The organism is Mycobacterium shunyiense (genome assembly GCF_058270075.1).
In genome coordinates, this window is record NZ_JBZDPU010000015.1 from 440923 (window position 1) to 455561 (window position 14639).

Consider the following 14639-nt stretch of genomic DNA (forward strand, 5'->3'; position numbering starts at 1 on the left):
CGCACTCTGTTACCGATTTATAGTCGGCCACTATGCTCGCCTCTATGAGCTCCGTCAAGCCCCGCCGGCGCGACATCAGCGCGGCGCTCACGCGCACGGCAGTGCTCGACGCCGCACGCCACCTGTTCGTCACCAAGGGGTTCGAGGCGACGTCGATCGACGAGATCGCCCGCGCCTCCGAATCGAGCAACGGCGCCGTCTACCACCACTTTCGGGACAAGCAGGAGATCTTCGCCGAGGTGTTCCGCGGCGCCCAGGCCTCGGTGCTCCAAGCCGCCGTCGCGTCGATGCCGCCCGACACCACCGCGTGGCAACGCGTGGAGGTCGCCACGCGGGCTTTTCTGCGTGGCTATGTCGATGACGATGATGCTCGGATGCTGCTCCGGCAGGCCGTCGGCGTGTTGGGCTGGGACCGGGTCCGCGAACTGGACGAGGAAATGTCGCTGCCCCTGATCCGGGCTACGCTCGCCGACGCCATTGCAACGGGCGAAGCCGTCCCCGTACCGGTGGCGACCGCTGCGGACGTCTTGTTCAGCCTGTTCTGCAATTCGGTACTGATCATCGCGGCCGGAAGCGATCCGGACCAGACCGCCAAGGACGTCGAAGCTGTCCTGTTCACGCTGTTGAGCGGCATGCGCTCAGCGGCAGAAACCGCGTGAAGTACGCGTAGAGGGCGTTTCAGTCCTCGCGCTGACGCTGCCGGTAGGCCGCGACATGCTGGCGGTTACCGCAGTTGCCGGTATCGCAGAAAATGCGGGAGCGGTTCCGCGACAGGTCGGTCAGCACGGCCTCACAGTCCGGGGCGGCGCAGATCTTGAGCCGACGCAGTTCGCCGCCACGAATCAGGTCGGCCAGCGCCATCGCCATCTCGGCGCCCATCCGCTGCGCGAGCGGATCGTCGACCGACGCCAGGTGCAGGTGCCACTCCGGCATCTCCTTGTGCCGCGTCAGCCACGGCGCCGCCTTGGTGTCACTCAGCAGGGCGTTGACCCGACGGACCGCCTCCTCCTCGTCGTCGGCCACCGCCCAGACCTCCCCGATGCGCCCGCGCAGTGCGCGCACCGCGGCCAGCTCGGCGTCGTCTCGGTCGCGTCGTCCGGTCCAGCCGAAGTCATCGAGATAGGCACTCAGGTCGGCCTGGTCAGACAGTTGTTCGCCTTCTACCCGATCGGTGTTCACCAACACCATCGCAGCCCGAAGCGTGAGCTCCGTGTCATAGGTAAAAAGCATTTGACTCATGACCCCCTGTCGCCGTACCGTCAACCCTACTGTCATTACCAAAATCGATTTTACTCATGACACGTCCCAGGGGGGTGTACCGATGACTGCCGAAGCCCAGCTCGACCGCACGACCGCAGACAACCGCTTCCGGCTCGGCCTGCTGTTCGCCGTCAGCTCCGCGCTGGCGTTCGGCTCATCGGGCCCGTTCGCCAAAGCCCTGATGGAGTCCGGCTGGAGCCCCACCGCCGCCGTCACGGCCCGGCTGGCCGGTGGTGCGCTGATGATGGCCGCGTTCGCCGGCGTCGTCCGGCCCGGCTGGATCCGCGAAGTGCTCGGGCACGCCAAGACAGTCATCGGCTACGGCCTGATCCCGATCGCCGGCGCGCAGCTCTGCTACTACAACGCCGTCGCACACCTGTCCGTCGGTGTGGCGCTGCTGCTGGAGTACACCGCCCCGATCCTGGTCGTCGGCTGGGTCTGGGCCACCACCCGGCACCGCCCCAGCGCGCTGACCTTCGGCGGCGTGGCCGTCGCCATCGCCGGCATCGTCCTGGTGCTCGACGTGTTCAGCGGCGCCCAGATCAACCTCGCCGGCGTGAGCTGGGGCCTGGCCGCTGCAGTGTGCGCCGCCTGCTACTTCATGATGTCCAACAAGGCCAGTACCGACGGCGACGGGCTCAGCCCGATCAGCCTGGCTGCCGGTGGTCTGATCATCGGGACCACGGCCGTGGCGCTCCTCGGCGTCGCCGGCGTCATGCCACTGATCTTCACCACCAACCCCGTCACCCTTGCCGGACACACCACTTCGTGGCTGGTGCCGGTGATCGCACTCGGCCTGATCCCCACCGCCCTGGCCTACACGCTCGGCATCGTCGGGATCGCCAAACTCAAGCCACGCTTTGCCTCCCTGGTCGGGCTCTCCGAGGTGCTGTTCGCGGTCCTCATCGCCTGGGTCATGCTCGGCGAGGCGATGTCGGTGAGCCAGGCGATCGGCGGCGCCGTCGTACTGGTCGGTCTCGCAGTGGCCCGCCAGGGTGACCGCGGCGAGCAGGCGGACCCGGAAGCGCCCACCCAGGTCGAGCGGGCGACCTGGCCCGATATGGCCATGCAGGAGACGTCCGACGGGGCAAACGATTAGCCGCGGCTAACCATTTTGTGTGACTATGTTGCCCGTGAGTCTCCTCCGGAAGTCGGCCCGGGTGGCCGCGATCGTCTCAACCCTGGTCAGCGCAGCTTTTCCGCTGGTGTTCGCCGCGCCCGCCACGGCCGAACCATGCTCCGACGTAGAGGTCATCTTCGCCCGCGGGACCAATGACTTGCCCGGACTGGGCCGGCCGGGCCAGGCATTCGCCGACGGGCTGAGCTCCCGACTCGGCGGCCGTACGGTCTCCACCTACGCGGTGAACTACCCGGCCAGCTACGACTTCCTGGCCGCCGCCGACGGCGCCAACGACGCTGCCAACCGTATTGCCACGCTGGCGTCCTCCTGCCCGTCCACCAAGGTCGTACTCGGCGGCTACTCGCAGGGCGCCGCGGTCGTGGACATGCTGGCCGGCATCCCCCCGCTCGGCAACAGGGTCGGAGAGATCGGATCCGCACCGCCGCTCGCAGGCGATCTTGTGCCCCAGGTCGCTGCCGTTGCCGTATTCGGCAACCCGTCGGCGAAATTCGGCATTCCGATCACCTCGTCGGTGTTCGGAGGCAAGGCGATCGACATCTGCAAGGACGGGGATCCCATCTGTTCGCGCGGCCGGAACCCGTTCGCGCACAGCGACTACGTCGGCATGGCAGATCAGGCCGTCAACTTCGTCGCAGGAATCGTCTAGTCAAAACAGACGTTAGGATTTGGTGTGGCCATTGATCTTGTTCGTCGCTGCGCCGTGTTTGCGGCAGCAGCGCTCACCGCTGCTGCTGCCGTCGTCGCACCGGTTCTGGTGCCGTCCTCCACACCCGGGCTCGGCGTAGGTCTGCCTTCGGCCAAAGCCGCGGACTGCCCTGACATCGAGGTGGTATTTGCCCGCGGCACCAACGACACCCCGGGTCTCGGGCGGATCGGCAACGCGTTCGTCAGTGCGCTGCGCAACAAGGTCGGCGGCCGTTCGGTCGGCGCCTACGCGGTGAGTTATCCGGCCAGCTTCGACTTCCTGGCCGCAGCCGGCGGCGCCAACGATGCCTCCGGCCACATCCAGTGGATGGTGGACAACTGCCCCAATACCCGGCTGGTGCTGGGGGGCTACTCCCAGGGCGCCGCGGTGATCGACGTGATCGCTGCCGTTCCGTTCCCGGCCGTCGGCTTCAACGCACCGCTGCCGCCGAACGTCCCGGAGCACGTCGCCGCGGTCGCCGTCTTCGGTAACCCGTCGGCGAAACTCGGTCTGCCGCTGACCTCCAGCCCGGTGTACGGGGGCCGCGCCATCGACCTGTGCAACCCCGGCGATCCGATCTGCGGTGACGGCGACAGCGTTCAGGCACACCGGGCGTATGAAGGCCCGGCCAACGATGCCGCCAACTTCGTCGCCGGACTGTTGTAGGCCGCGTCCGCTACCATCGCTGAGGTGGTCGAACTCCCTGCGACCAGCCACGTAGCCCGACGGCTTCGGCGCTGGATCGGTGTAGCTGTCATTTTCGCGGCGGCCGTTGTCGTCCTGCCCGCCGCCGCGGCTGTCGTGCCTGGCTCCGTCGCCGTGGCCAACGCCGCCCCATGCCCTCCGGTCGAGGTCGTCTTCGCCCGTGGCCGTACCGAACCTGCCGGGGTCGGCACTCTCGGGAACGCGTTCGTGAGTGCCCTGCGGTCCAAGTCGAACAAGAACATCGGCGTCTATGCGGTCAAGTATCCGGCCGACAGCGAGGTCGACATCGGCGCCAACGACATGAGCCAGCACATCCAGTACATGATGAACAACTGCCCGGACACCCGATTGGTGATCGGCGGGTATTCGTTGGGCGCCGCAGTCGCCGACGTGGTGCTGGCCGTTCCGTTCACCGGCTTCGGCTTCAAGACTCCGCTGCCCGCAGGTGCCGACGGGCACATCGCCGCGGTCGCCCTGTTCGGCAACGGCGCCGCGTGGGTCGGTCCCATCACGCGCTTCAGCCCGGTCTATGCCGACCGGACCATCGAGTTGTGCCACGGTGCCGACCCGATCTGTAACCCGGCCGATCCCGACACCTGGAAGAACAACTGGCCCGATCACCTGGCGGGCGCCTACATCGACGGCGGGATGGTCAACCAGGCCGCGGATTTCGTGACCGGTCGCATCTGACCGACGTCGACCGTCGCCGGATCGTTGCCTGACCGGCACCTATTCTCGACGTCGTCGTCAATACCATCGAATGCGTGATTGTCCGCCGGATGTTCACCGCGCTCATCACCACCCTGGCCGCCGTCATGACGCCGATGACGGTAGCTCCCAGCATGATTGGCGTTGCCAACGGTGCCGTGTGTCCACCGGCGGAAGTGGTGTTCGCCCGCGGCCGGATGGAACCCCCGGGCCCCGGTCAGGTCGGCACCGCATTCATCAAGACTCTCCGAGCCCTCCGAGGCCCGAACATCAGCTTCTATCCGGTGAATTACCCGGCGGACACCCAGGTTGACGTGGGCGCCAACGACATGAGCCGGCACGTGCAGTGGATGACGCGCAATTGTCCGAGGACCAAGCTCGTGCTGGGCGGTTACTCGTTGGGCGCCGCCGCCACCGACCTGGTTCTGGCCATGCCGGTTTCGGCGTTCACCTTCAACAGTCCGCTACCGCGTGGCACCGATCGGCACATCGCCGCAGTGGCGCTGTTCGGCAACGGTGCCAACTGGGCAGGCCCGATCACGTTGTTGAACCCCACATATCAGAGTCGGACCATCGACCTGTGCCACAGTGACGACCCGGTGTGCAATCCGAGCAGCCCGTACAACTGGCGGGCCGGCTGGCAGGACCATCTGGCACCCGGCTACATCCGCTCGGGGATGGTGGCGCAGGCGGCCAAGTTTGTCGCCGCCCGACTCTGAGGGCGCCCGAGGTTCTCAGAGCGTACGCAGGTCCCGGGTGACGGTGTTCCGGCCGGCCAGTTCATCATCGGGCGGATAGTCGACCTGAACGAGCGTGAGCCCACGCGCAGGTGCGGCGGCGAAATCGCTGGAGCGGCTCGACTCACCCAGGAGCCCGGCGGTCCAGTCAGCTGAACGCCTGCCCTCCCCCACCGCCAGAATCGCGCCGACCAACGAGCGAACCATGTTCCAGCAGAAGGCATCCGCGGTGACATACGCCGTCACATAGTGCCCGTCACGCACCCACTCCAGCCGCTGCAGGTCACGAATCGTGGTGGCTCCCGGGCGGGGACGGCAGAACGCCGCGAAATCGTTGAGCCCCACCAACTCCTGCGACGCGGCGGCCATCGCGTCGAGATCCAGGGACTTCGACCACGGGGTGACGAACCGCGCCTCGGACGGCTCGACCCCGTAGGGGGCGAGACTCAACCGGTAGGTGTAGTGCCGGCGCAGTGCCGAGAATCTGGCATCGAAACCCGCAGGCGCCCGGACGATGTCGCGGATCCGGACATCGGTCGGCAACAATCGCGCCAATCGACGCACCAGCGGGGTGAATTCGGCGTCACCCGGGCGGGTGGTGCGCGGATAGGCATGCGCGACGGCATCGACGGGGATGTCGACATGGGCGACCTGACCGGTGGCATGCACCCCGGTGTCGGTACGGCCCGCGGTACGCGTCACCACCGGCGCGCGGAACACCGTCGAGAGTGCCTCGTCGATCACCCCGGCCACGGTGCGCTGACCGATCTGCACCGCCCAGCCCGCGAAATCGGTGCCGTCGTATGCGATATCGAGCCGCAGGCGGACAGAAGCGACATGCCCGCCACCGGAATCGATGGCGGGCATGTCGTTCAATGCCTGATTAGGACTTGGCTTCATCCTCAGTGACTGCCTCATCGGCGGACGCCTCGTCGGCCGGAGCCTCCTCAGCGACAGTCTCTTCGGTCGCCTCTTCGGTCGCGGCCTCTTCGACAGCGTCCTCAGCGGGAGCCTCAGCCTCGGCAGCCTTGGCCTGCGCGGCGGCCGCACGACGAGCGCGGTCGGCCTCGGAGGTCACGGTCTTCTCCCGCACCAGCTCGATGACAGCCATGGGGGCGTTGTCGCCCTTGCGGTTCTCGACCTTGATGATGCGCGTGTAGCCACCCTCGCGATCGGCGAAGAAGGGGCCGATCTCGGCGAACAGAACGTGCACGACGTCCTTGTCGCGGATCTTCTTCATCACCTCGCGGCGGTTGTGCAGCTCACCCTTGCGGGCATGGGTGATCAGCTTCTCGGCGTACGGACGCAGCGCCCGGGCCTTCGGTTCGGTCGTCTTGATGCGACCGTGCTCGAACAACGACGTAGCCAGGTTGGCCAGGATCGCCTTCTGGTGTGAGGACGACCCGCCGAGGCGAGCACCCTTGGTGGGCTTGGGCATTGCGACTATCTCCTAAATGGGGCCGGTCCCCGTATCAGGTAGGACCGGGACGGTAATTCTTTAGAGCTGCTCGGTCTCGGCGTAGTCCTGGGTGTCGTCCAGGTCGTAACCGCCGGCATCCGCGGTCCAGGTGCCGGTGGCGGCGTCGTAACCGGCGACCTCGGACGGATCGAACGTAGCCGGGCTGTCCTTGAGCGAGAGACCCAGCTGGTGCAGCTTGATCTTCACCTCGTCGATGGACTTCTGGCCGAAGTTACGGATGTCCAGCAGGTCGGACTCCGTGCGGGCGACGAGCTCGCCCACCGTGTGCACACCCTCGCGCTTGAGGCAGTTGTACGAACGGACGGTCAGGTCCAGATCGTCGATCGGCAGCGCGAAGCTGGCAATGTGGTCTGCCTCGGCCGGCGACGGGCCGATCTCGATGCCCTCGGCCTCGACGTTGAGTTCCCGTGCCAGACCGAACAGCTCGACCAGGGTCTTGCCGGCCGACGCCAGGGCGTCACGCGGGCTGATCGAGTTCTTGGTCTCGACATCGAGAATCAGCTTGTCGAAGTCGGTGCGCTGCTCGACACGCGTGGCCTCCACCTTGTAGGTGACCTTGAGGACCGGCGAGTAGATCGAATCGACCGGGATACGGCCGATCTCAGCGCCCGAGGCCTTGTTCTGCACGGCCGGGACGTAGCCGCGACCGCGCTCGACGACGAGCTCGACCTCCAGCTTGCCCTTGTCGTTGAGGGTGGCGATGTGCATGTCCGGGTTGTGCACCGTCACACCGGCCGGGGGCACGATGTCACCGGCGGTGACGGCACCCGGGCCCTGCTTGCGCAGGTACATGGTGACCGGCTCGTCCTCCTCGGAGGACACGACCAGGCCCTTGAGGTTCAGGATGATGTCGGTGACGTCTTCCTTGACGCCGGGGACGGTGGTGAACTCGTGCAGCACACCGTCGATGCGGATGCTCGTGACCGCTGCGCCCGGAATGGACGACAGCAGCGTGCGCCGCAGCGAGTTACCCAACGTGTAACCGAAACCGGGCTCCAGGGGCTCGATGACGAACTTGGAGCGGTTGTCGGCGAGGGTTTCCTCGGACAGTGTGGGTCGCTGAGAGATCAGCATGGTGTTTCTTCTCCTTCTCGGCACCCGCTATTTGATGCCGTCTGGTACCTACCGGTCGGGTGACCGGTAGGTCATTACTTCGAGTAGAACTCGACGATGAGCTGTTCGGCGAGCGGCACCTGGATCTGCGCGCGCTCGGGCAGCTGGTGGACGAGGATGCGCTGACGCTCCCCGACGACCTGCAGCCACGACGGGATCGGACGCTCACCCGCAGTCTGCCGAGAAAGCTCGAACGGCAGGGTGTTGAGCGACTTCTCCTTGATGTCGATGATGTCGTACTGCGACACCCGGTAGCTCGGGATGTTCACCTTGACACCGTTGACGGTGAAGTGGCCGTGGCTGACCAGCTGACGGGCCATCCGGCGGGTGCGCGCCAGGCCGGCGCGGTACACCACGTTGTCCAGGCGGCTCTCCAGGATCTGGAGCAGGTTCTCGCCGGTCTTACCCGACTGGCGGTTGGCCTCTTCGTAGTACTTGCGGAACTGCTTCTCCAGCACGCCGTAGGTGAAGCGAGCCTTCTGCTTCTCCTGCAGCTGGGTGCGGTATTCGCTCTCCTTGATCCGCGCGCGGCCGTGCTGGCCGGGCGGGTAGGGGCGCTTCTCGAACGACTGGTCTCCACCGATCAGGTCGACGCCGAGACGGCGCGACTTGCGGGTGGCGGGTCCGGTATAACGAGCCATTTTCTTTACCTAATCCTTTTCCCGAGCCGACCTAGACCCTGCGCCGCTTGGGCGGACGGCAGCCGTTGTGCGGCTGCGGAGTGACGTCGGAAATCGCGCCCACCTCGAGGCCGGCGGCCTGCAGCGAGCGGATGGCGGTCTCACGGCCCGAACCCGGACCCTTGACGAACACGTCGACCTTCTTCACGCCGTGCTCCTGCGCCTTGCGGGCAGCGTTCTCGGCGGCCAGCTGTGCGGCGAACGGGGTCGACTTACGCGAACCCTTGAAGCCGACGTGACCCGACGACGCCCAGGCGATGACGTTGCCCTGGGGATCGGTGATCGAGACGATCGTGTTGTTGAACGTGCTCTTGATGTGAGCGGCGCCGTGCGGGACGTTCTTCTTTTCCCGGCGACGGGTGGTCTTACCGCGCTTCGAAGCCTGCCCAGCTTTTTTCGGGGGTGCCATCGGTGCTTACCTAGCCTTCTTCTTGCCGGCGATGGTGCGCTTGGGGCCCTTGCGGGTACGCGCGTTGGTCTTGGTGCGCTGCCCACGCACGGGCAGACCACGGCGGTGCCGCAGGCCCTGGTAGCAGCCGATCTCGATCTTGCGGCGAATGTCGGCCTGCACCTCGCGGCGCAGGTCACCCTCAACCTTGAGGTTGCCTTCGATGTAGTCACGCAGAACGGTCACCTGATCGTCGGTCAGGTCCTTCGTGCGCATGTTCTTGTCAATGCCCGTCGCGGCGAGGATCTCGTTCGAACGGGTACGGCCGATGCCGAAAATGTAGGTCAGCGCGATCTCCATGCGCTTGTCGCGCGGAAGATCGACGCCCACGAGGCGTGCCATGTGGCGGTGTTCCTTCTTTTCTGCGGAGGTCTGGTCCCAGCCCGTTCCCTTCAGCCCCTAAGGGCTCTCCGGGGTCCGGCCTCCGTACCGGACGTGGATGAGTGCTCATCTCGTATGAGCGGCGTATCCGCTCAGTGGTGCTGGGAGTTCATCATTCAGTTGTGTTGTGATCCAACGTGGTCGATCAAGGCTCCCGAAGGGAGTCCTGACTAACCCTGCCGCTGCTTGTGGCGGGGATCGCTGCAGATCACCATGACCCGCCCATGCCGGCGGATCACCCTGCACTTATCGCAGATGGGCTTGACGCTCGGGTTCACCTTCACGGCTGTTTCGATCCTTCTGGCTTGTTGGTGTCATGCGCATGCGCACGTCACCGTTCTCGTCGTTACTGGTCGGGCTTCTATCGGGTCACTTGTACCGGTACACGATGCGGCCCCGGGACAGGTCGTAGGGCGAGAGCTCCACCACTACGCGGTCCTCGGGCAGGATGCGGATGTAGTGCTGCCGCATCTTGCCGCTGATGTGGGCCAAGACCTTGTGTCCGTTCTCCAGCTCAATGCGGAACATCGCATTGGGCAGAGGCTCGACCACGCGACCCTCGACCTCGATGGCACCGTCTTTCTTGGCCATACTTTTCGGCGATCCTTGCTTTCGTTTCGTAGCTTCATCAGTCTCAATGCAGCCCGTCGTGGTGCTGCAACCGACCAACTTCAAAACGTGAGCCGGATCGAGGCGAAGTTGCAGAAATTCAGCAGTTCCAAGACGGGGCACGCAAAAAGTCGGCGCGATAGTCGCACCGTTGGTCCACAATACCCGCTCGGCGGCCTGTACCAAAATCACGGCTGAGCAGGACCGGCCACCCACATCTGTGCCGAAGATTGGTGCGCCTCGGAGCCACGAATCAAGCGAGAATGGTACGGACTGATCCGCGCACCCGGCGAATGGAGACACGAGCACGTGATGGCTGTGTACCTGGCCGCGTTCGTCGTCGGCGGCATCGCTGTACTGGCCGCCCTGCTGCTCGCCGATGTCGGGCACGGCGACGGCATGCCCTTCCTGAGCCTGACCGGCCTGTCGGTCGCCCTACTCGGCGCCGGCACCGGCGGCCTGATCGGCACCTGGCTGGGCCTGGGCGCCATCTGGTCCGCAGCCCTGGCCGCGGCCTGCGCGGTCGTGCTGGTGTTCACCCTCAACGGCCTGCTGTTGCCCTACATGCGCCGCCAGCAGTCCAACTCCCACAAGGGCCGGTCCTCCTATGTCGGCCTGCTCGGCACCGTCACCCTCGAAGTCCCGGCGGGCGGCTGGGGCGAGATCTCGTTCGTCGACGCCGACGGCAACCGGGTGTTCTCCCGCGCCAAGAGCGACGAGGCCGATGCGCTGCCCAAGGCGACCCGCGTCTACATCGCCGACATCGATCCGGATTTCGTCCACATCGTCGCAGTTCCAGAAACCTGAGCTTCCAGCAACCTGAGCAGTTCCAGAAACCTGAGCTGCACCCGAGCGCTGCCCCACCGAGAAAGGCACCACAGTGTCCCTGCTGCTCATCGTCGTCCTCGCCGCCATCGCCGCGATCCTCATCCTGGTGGTGCTGCCGTTGATCTACGTCAAGAACTACATCAAGGTGCCGCCCAACGAGGTGGCCGTGTTCACCGGACGCGGCACCCCCAAGGTGGTCCGCGGTGGTGCCCGGTTCCGGATGCCCGGCATCGAGCGGGTGGACATCATGAGCCTGGAACCGTTCAACGTCAGCATCAACCTGCAGAACGCGCTGTCCAACAACGGTGTGCCGGTCAACGTCGAAGCCGTCGGGCTGGTGCGCATCGGCTCGGCCGACGAGGCCGTACAGACCGCGGTGCAACGCTTCCTGACCTCCGACCTCAACGAGTTGCAGCGTCAGATCAACGAGATCCTGGCCGGCAGCCTGCGCGGCATCACCGCGACCATGACCGTCGAGGACCTCAACTCCAACCGCGACAGCCTGGCCCGCAGCGTGGTCGAGGAGGCCGGCGGTGACCTGGCCCGGATCGGCATGGAGGTCGACGTCCTCAAGATCGCCGGCATCTCCGATGCCAACGACTACCTGAAGTCGCTCGGCCAGCGCCGCATCGCCGAGGTCAAGCGGGACGCCACGGTCGGCACCGCCGAGGCCGAGCGCGACGCCCAGATCCAGTCGGCCAAGGCCCGCCAGGAGGGGTCCATCGCGCAGGCCGAGGCCGACACCGCGATCGCCACCGCCAACCAGAAGCGCGACGTCGAGCTGGCCCGGCTGCGCGCGCAGACCGAGGCCGAGAACGCCCAGGCCGACCAGGCCGGACCGCTGGCCAACGCCCGCGCCCAGAAGGACGTCGGCATTGCCACGGAGCAGGCCGAGGCGGCCCGGGTGCAGGCCCGCATCGAGGTGGAGCAACGCCGCGCCGAACAGGCCCAGGCTGCCCTGCAGGCCGACGTGATCGCACCTGCCGAGGCAAAGCGACAGGCCGACATCGCGATCGCCGAAGGCCAGCGCCAGTCCACGATCCTGGCCGCCGAGGCCGCAGCCGAGACCGAGCGGCGCAAGGGTCAGGCCGAGGCCGACGCCCGCAAGGCGGCCGCCGACGCCCTTCGGGTGGAGAAGCAAGCCGAGGCCGACAGCCTGCAGGCCAAGCTCGTCGCCGAGGCCGCCGGTAAGAAGGAACTGGCCGACGCCCTGCGGGTCGAGCAACAGGCCGAGGCCGCCGGTATCGAGGCCAAACTGCTGGCCGAGGCCAACGGTAAGAAGGAGATCGCCGCGGCGCTCAACGGCTACACGGCCGAGGCCGCGCGCCTGCTGATGCTTCCCGACGTGCTCGCCTCGGTGGTCAAGGCGACCGAGGCGGCGGCCGCACCGCTGGCCGAGATCGACCGGCTGTCGATCATCGGCGGGTCTGGCGACACCCAGGGCGCGGTCGGGAGCCTGCTCGGCATCAGCCCGCTCGCGGTGGCCAACATCCTGGAGTCGCTCAAGGCCTCGGGCATCGACGTGGCGGCCATGCTCAACCGGAATGCTGACAAGGCCGACGCGCAGGACTGATCGCGCAGGACTGATTCAGCGTCGAGGAAGCGAACCGACTTCGGCTACCGGGACGCTGAGTCAGGCGGGTTCGGGCCCGATGCCCACCGGCCGGTCGGGCGCGCGCCCGCGTACAGGTGGTCGTGGCGCACCGTGACGTCCCCGCCACCGGGGTGTGCTGGTCGGCACGGTTGCCTCAGGTGTTCACCCAATGACCGACTCAAGTTGGCGGGCATGGCCGAAGGTCAACTCCCGCAACAACGTTCCAAAGGCAGATCGGTTGGGCGATCGGGCGACGCGCGCGTCAGCTATTGCGTCTTCCAGTGACATGCGACAATGCCCCGGTACGGCAACGATGGTGCAGGAAGCCGGTGTAAATCCGGCACGGTCCCGCCACTGTGATCGGGGAGCGACCCTCAACAGCCACGGCTCTCAACGGAGCTGGAAGGCGAGGCGAGCGTTGATCCGAGAGTCAGGACACTCACATCGTCGCATCCTTCGACGCGGGGCGGTGTACCCCGAAGAGAGCTGGTCCCCTTGCCTGCCCCGGTCTGGGCGGCGTCGCCGCCTGAGGTCCATTCGTCCTTGTTGTCCGCCGGCCCCGGCGCCGGCTCATTGCTGGCCTCCGCCGCAGCGTGGTCCACGTTGGCGGCGGACTACAACTCCATCGCCGACGAGCTGACCGCAGTACTGGGCGCAGTCCAGTCCGAGATCTGGATGGGCCCATCCGCGGAGGCGTACGTGGCCGCCAACGGCCCCTATCTGGCGTGGCTACGACGCGCCGGAGCCCAGGCCACGTCGACGGCCGCCGCGCTGCAGACCGCCGCCGGGGCCTATGCCAGCGCCCTGGCGGCCATGCCGACCATGGCTGAGCTGGCCGCCAACCACGCCGCACACGCGGTGCTGGTGGGCACGAATTTCTTTGGTGTCAACACCATTCCGATAGCGCTGAACGAGGCCAACTATGCGCGGATGTGGGCACAGGCCGCCGCGGTGATGACCACCTACGAGGCGACGGCGGACGCCTCGGTGACCTCGGTGCCACAGCTCGAGGCGGCGCCCCCGATGCTCAAGGTAGAGCCCGCGATGCTCAAGACGCTGGACAGTGCGGACTCGGCCCCGGAAACCGCGCCGGAGGCCCCGCAGTGGTTCACCGACTTCGCCAATTGGCTCGAAGGCTTTGTCCCCCAAGCGCCTTATCCCGACAGCAGCCAGTATCCGCTCTACGTCGAGCTGCAGGAGTTCTTCAACAAGATCGGCTACACCGGTATCCCGGATCCGCTGGCCGATTTCTTCGCCGGGCTGCAGAACGGATCGAATCTGCTGCCACCAATCGGGGTGCCGGGGTCGTGGCTGGGTTGGACCGGCAACCCGTTGAGCTATCTCAACCCCGCCACCCTGGCCTATATCTTCTCGGTGCCACTGGACCCGGTGTCCTACATCGTGTTCACCAGCAAGGTGATCATCGACGACCTGATCGCGGTCCTGTACACCGCGCTTTTCAATCCCCAGGCCCTGGGTGTGGTCATCCCACTGGTGATGGTGGAGATCATCGGGTCCACGATCGGCAACACCATCCAGTTGCTCAACTACACGATCACCCAGACGGCGTTGCTCCCCGCGTTGCTGCCGGCGCTGGCCGCCACGACCGCGCTGGCCCCGGTCGGAGTGGTCGGCGGCCTGGGAGTCGGGGCGCTGGCGCACCATGCCACGACGGAGGCCGTGGTGCCGCCGCCTTCGCCCGCGCCGCCGTCAGCCGGCCTGACAATGGCTCAGCCGTCGCCTTCTGCACCGGCCCCTGCCCCGGCCCCCACGCCGGCCCCGCCGCCGACGCCGACGCCTACCCCAGCTCCCGCACCGCCGCCTGCCCCGCCGCCGACGCCGGCTGGCCCACCTTCGGTGTCCATGCCCGCCTACGGGTACCTGGTCGGCGGCTTGGACATGGGTGCCCGTCGCGCGGCGGGGAGCAGAACCCGCAAGAAGGCGGCCTCCAAGCCGGCCGCCGACGAAGCTGATGTGGCCGAGCCTGAGGAAGATGCTGCGGCACCGCGTCATCGCCGACGCCGGGAGAAAGTCGGGATGCACGGGCGCGGGCACAAGTACATGTACCTGGATCAGGACCTGGCGCCCGATCCGGTGGCCATGCCCTCGGACCGCGGCGCCGGAAGCCTCGGCTTCGCCGGTTCCGCCCCGCGCGAGGGCACCGCGCCACCGGCCGGGCTTGCCAAGCTGGCCGGGGACGAGTTCGGCGGTGGCGCTGTCAGTCCAATGCTTCCGAACACCTGGCCGGCCGACGGGGACAACGGCTAAGC

18 protein-coding genes and 1 riboswitch are annotated in these 14639 nt (G+C 66.8%); of the genes, 9 read left to right on the forward strand and 9 right to left on the reverse strand.

The annotated features are described in order from the left end of the window. Positions 1-44: 44 nt before the first annotated feature. Entirely contained in the window at positions 45-659 is a 615-nt protein-coding gene (locus tag AC4ELH_RS16445) for a TetR/AcrR family transcriptional regulator (RefSeq protein WP_064960035.1), read from the forward strand. Positions 660-678: 19 nt separating this feature from the next. Here AC4ELH_RS16445 and AC4ELH_RS16450 read toward each other — a convergent pair whose 3' ends face one another. Then, complete coding sequence (locus AC4ELH_RS16450) at positions 679-1230, reverse strand: CGNR zinc finger domain-containing protein (RefSeq protein WP_064960034.1); 552 nt, start codon at positions 1228-1230, stop codon at positions 679-681. Between the two features lie 91 nt (positions 1231-1321). Between AC4ELH_RS16450 and AC4ELH_RS16455 the strand changes: the two genes are divergently transcribed. The 5 genes from AC4ELH_RS16455 to AC4ELH_RS16475 all read left to right on the forward strand — a co-directional run bounded on the left by AC4ELH_RS16455 (position 1322) and on the right by AC4ELH_RS16475 (position 5218). Continuing rightward, a complete protein-coding gene (locus tag AC4ELH_RS16455) occupies positions 1322-2359 on the forward strand; it encodes an EamA family transporter (RefSeq protein ID WP_448445895.1) in 1038 nt (345 codons plus the stop codon). A 25-nt stretch (positions 2360-2384) separates the two neighbouring features. After that, complete coding sequence (locus tag AC4ELH_RS16460) at positions 2385-3047, forward strand: cutinase family protein (protein ID WP_174554289.1); 663 nt, start codon at positions 2385-2387, stop codon at positions 3045-3047. Between the two features lie 24 nt (positions 3048-3071). After that, entirely contained in the window at positions 3072-3752 is a 681-nt protein-coding gene (locus tag AC4ELH_RS16465) for a cutinase family protein (RefSeq protein ID WP_498885431.1), read from the forward strand. 75 nt (positions 3753-3827) lie between these two features. Next, complete coding sequence (locus AC4ELH_RS16470) at positions 3828-4481, forward strand: cutinase family protein (protein WP_448446060.1); 654 nt, start codon at positions 3828-3830, stop codon at positions 4479-4481. Positions 4482-4546: 65 nt separating this feature from the next. Then, positions 4547-5218, forward strand: coding sequence for a cutinase family protein (locus AC4ELH_RS16475; protein ID WP_413784920.1), 672 nt, complete (start codon positions 4547-4549; stop codon positions 5216-5218). A gap of 15 nt (positions 5219-5233) precedes the next feature. On the opposite strand, the gene truA is transcribed toward AC4ELH_RS16475, so the two are convergent. From truA to infA, 8 genes are all read right to left on the reverse strand, one after another. Next, positions 5234-6103, reverse strand: coding sequence for a tRNA pseudouridine(38-40) synthase TruA (gene truA / locus AC4ELH_RS16480; RefSeq protein ID WP_064960031.1), 870 nt, complete (start codon positions 6101-6103; stop codon positions 5234-5236). Between the two features lie 16 nt (positions 6104-6119). After that, positions 6120-6674, reverse strand: coding sequence for a 50S ribosomal protein L17 (rplQ, locus tag AC4ELH_RS16485; protein WP_064960030.1), 555 nt, complete (start codon positions 6672-6674; stop codon positions 6120-6122). A 60-nt stretch (positions 6675-6734) separates the two neighbouring features. After that, positions 6735-7790 (reverse strand): DNA-directed RNA polymerase subunit alpha, encoded by a 1056-nt coding sequence (locus AC4ELH_RS16490; RefSeq protein ID WP_019347690.1) that lies wholly within the window; start codon positions 7788-7790, stop codon positions 6735-6737. A 74-nt stretch (positions 7791-7864) separates the two neighbouring features. Next, the gene (gene rpsD / locus AC4ELH_RS16495) at positions 7865-8470 is read right to left on the reverse strand and encodes a 30S ribosomal protein S4 (protein WP_055109864.1); all 606 of its coding nucleotides are present in this window, start codon (positions 8468-8470) and stop codon (positions 7865-7867) included. A 31-nt stretch (positions 8471-8501) separates the two neighbouring features. Next, positions 8502-8918: a 30S ribosomal protein S11 gene (gene rpsK / locus AC4ELH_RS16500; protein WP_448445900.1), complete on the reverse strand. Its 417-nt coding sequence runs from the start codon at positions 8916-8918 to the stop codon at positions 8502-8504. Positions 8919-8924: 6 nt separating this feature from the next. Further along, positions 8925-9299, reverse strand: a complete 375-nt coding sequence (gene rpsM / locus AC4ELH_RS16505) for a 30S ribosomal protein S13 (RefSeq protein ID WP_044519236.1) — start codon at positions 9297-9299, stop codon at positions 8925-8927. A gap of 209 nt (positions 9300-9508) precedes the next feature. Next, positions 9509-9622, reverse strand: coding sequence for a 50S ribosomal protein L36 (gene rpmJ / locus AC4ELH_RS16510; RefSeq protein WP_003879483.1), 114 nt, complete (start codon positions 9620-9622; stop codon positions 9509-9511). Positions 9623-9707: 85 nt separating this feature from the next. Next, the gene (gene infA / locus AC4ELH_RS16515) at positions 9708-9929 is read right to left on the reverse strand and encodes a translation initiation factor IF-1 (RefSeq protein WP_003418601.1); all 222 of its coding nucleotides are present in this window, start codon (positions 9927-9929) and stop codon (positions 9708-9710) included. 330 nt (positions 9930-10259) lie between these two features. Here infA and AC4ELH_RS16520 point away from each other — a divergent pair, with 330 nt between their 5' ends. The 3 genes from AC4ELH_RS16520 to AC4ELH_RS16530 all read left to right on the forward strand — a co-directional run bounded on the left by AC4ELH_RS16520 (position 10260) and on the right by AC4ELH_RS16530 (position 14637). After that, positions 10260-10754 carry an NfeD family membrane protein gene (locus AC4ELH_RS16520; protein ID WP_448445903.1) on the forward strand — a complete coding sequence of 165 codons (495 nt, stop codon included), beginning with the start codon at positions 10260-10262 and terminating at the stop codon, positions 10752-10754. A 73-nt stretch (positions 10755-10827) separates the two neighbouring features. Next, a complete protein-coding gene (locus tag AC4ELH_RS16525) occupies positions 10828-12348 on the forward strand; it encodes a flotillin family protein (RefSeq protein ID WP_448445905.1) in 1521 nt (506 codons plus the stop codon). A 298-nt stretch (positions 12349-12646) separates the two neighbouring features. Next, positions 12647-12830, forward strand: a riboswitch (cobalamin riboswitch). Between the two features lie 34 nt (positions 12831-12864). After that, positions 12865-14637 (forward strand): PPE family protein, encoded by a 1773-nt coding sequence (locus AC4ELH_RS16530; RefSeq protein ID WP_498885439.1) that lies wholly within the window; start codon positions 12865-12867, stop codon positions 14635-14637. Positions 14638-14639: the final 2 nt, after the last annotated feature.

Coding starts and splice junctions, on each gene's coding strand:
- AC4ELH_RS16445 (WP_064960035.1), top strand. CDS start 45: ATGAGCTCCGTCAAGCCCCGCCGGCGCGACATCAGCGCGGCGCTCACG.
- AC4ELH_RS16450 (WP_064960034.1), bottom strand. CDS start 1,230: ATGCTTTTTACCTATGACACGGAGCTCACGCTTCGGGCTGCGATGGTG.
- AC4ELH_RS16455 (WP_448445895.1), top strand. CDS start 1,322: ATGACTGCCGAAGCCCAGCTCGACCGCACGACCGCAGACAACCGCTTC.
- AC4ELH_RS16460 (WP_174554289.1), top strand. CDS start 2,385: ATGTTGCCCGTGAGTCTCCTCCGGAAGTCGGCCCGGGTGGCCGCGATC.
- truA (WP_064960031.1), bottom strand. CDS start 6,103: ATGCCCGCCATCGATTCCGGTGGCGGGCATGTCGCTTCTGTCCGCCTG.
- rplQ (WP_064960030.1), bottom strand. CDS start 6,674: ATGCCCAAGCCCACCAAGGGTGCTCGCCTCGGCGGGTCGTCCTCACAC.
- AC4ELH_RS16490 (WP_019347690.1), bottom strand. CDS start 7,790: ATGCTGATCTCTCAGCGACCCACACTGTCCGAGGAAACCCTCGCCGAC.
- rpsD (WP_055109864.1), bottom strand. CDS start 8,470: ATGGCTCGTTATACCGGACCCGCCACCCGCAAGTCGCGCCGTCTCGGC.
- rpsK (WP_448445900.1), bottom strand. CDS start 8,918: ATGGCACCCCCGAAAAAAGCTGGGCAGGCTTCGAAGCGCGGTAAGACC.
- rpsM (WP_044519236.1), bottom strand. CDS start 9,299: ATGGCACGCCTCGTGGGCGTCGATCTTCCGCGCGACAAGCGCATGGAG.
- infA (WP_003418601.1), bottom strand. CDS start 9,929: ATGGCCAAGAAAGACGGTGCCATCGAGGTCGAGGGTCGCGTGGTCGAG.
- AC4ELH_RS16520 (WP_448445903.1), top strand. CDS start 10,260: ATGGCTGTGTACCTGGCCGCGTTCGTCGTCGGCGGCATCGCTGTACTG.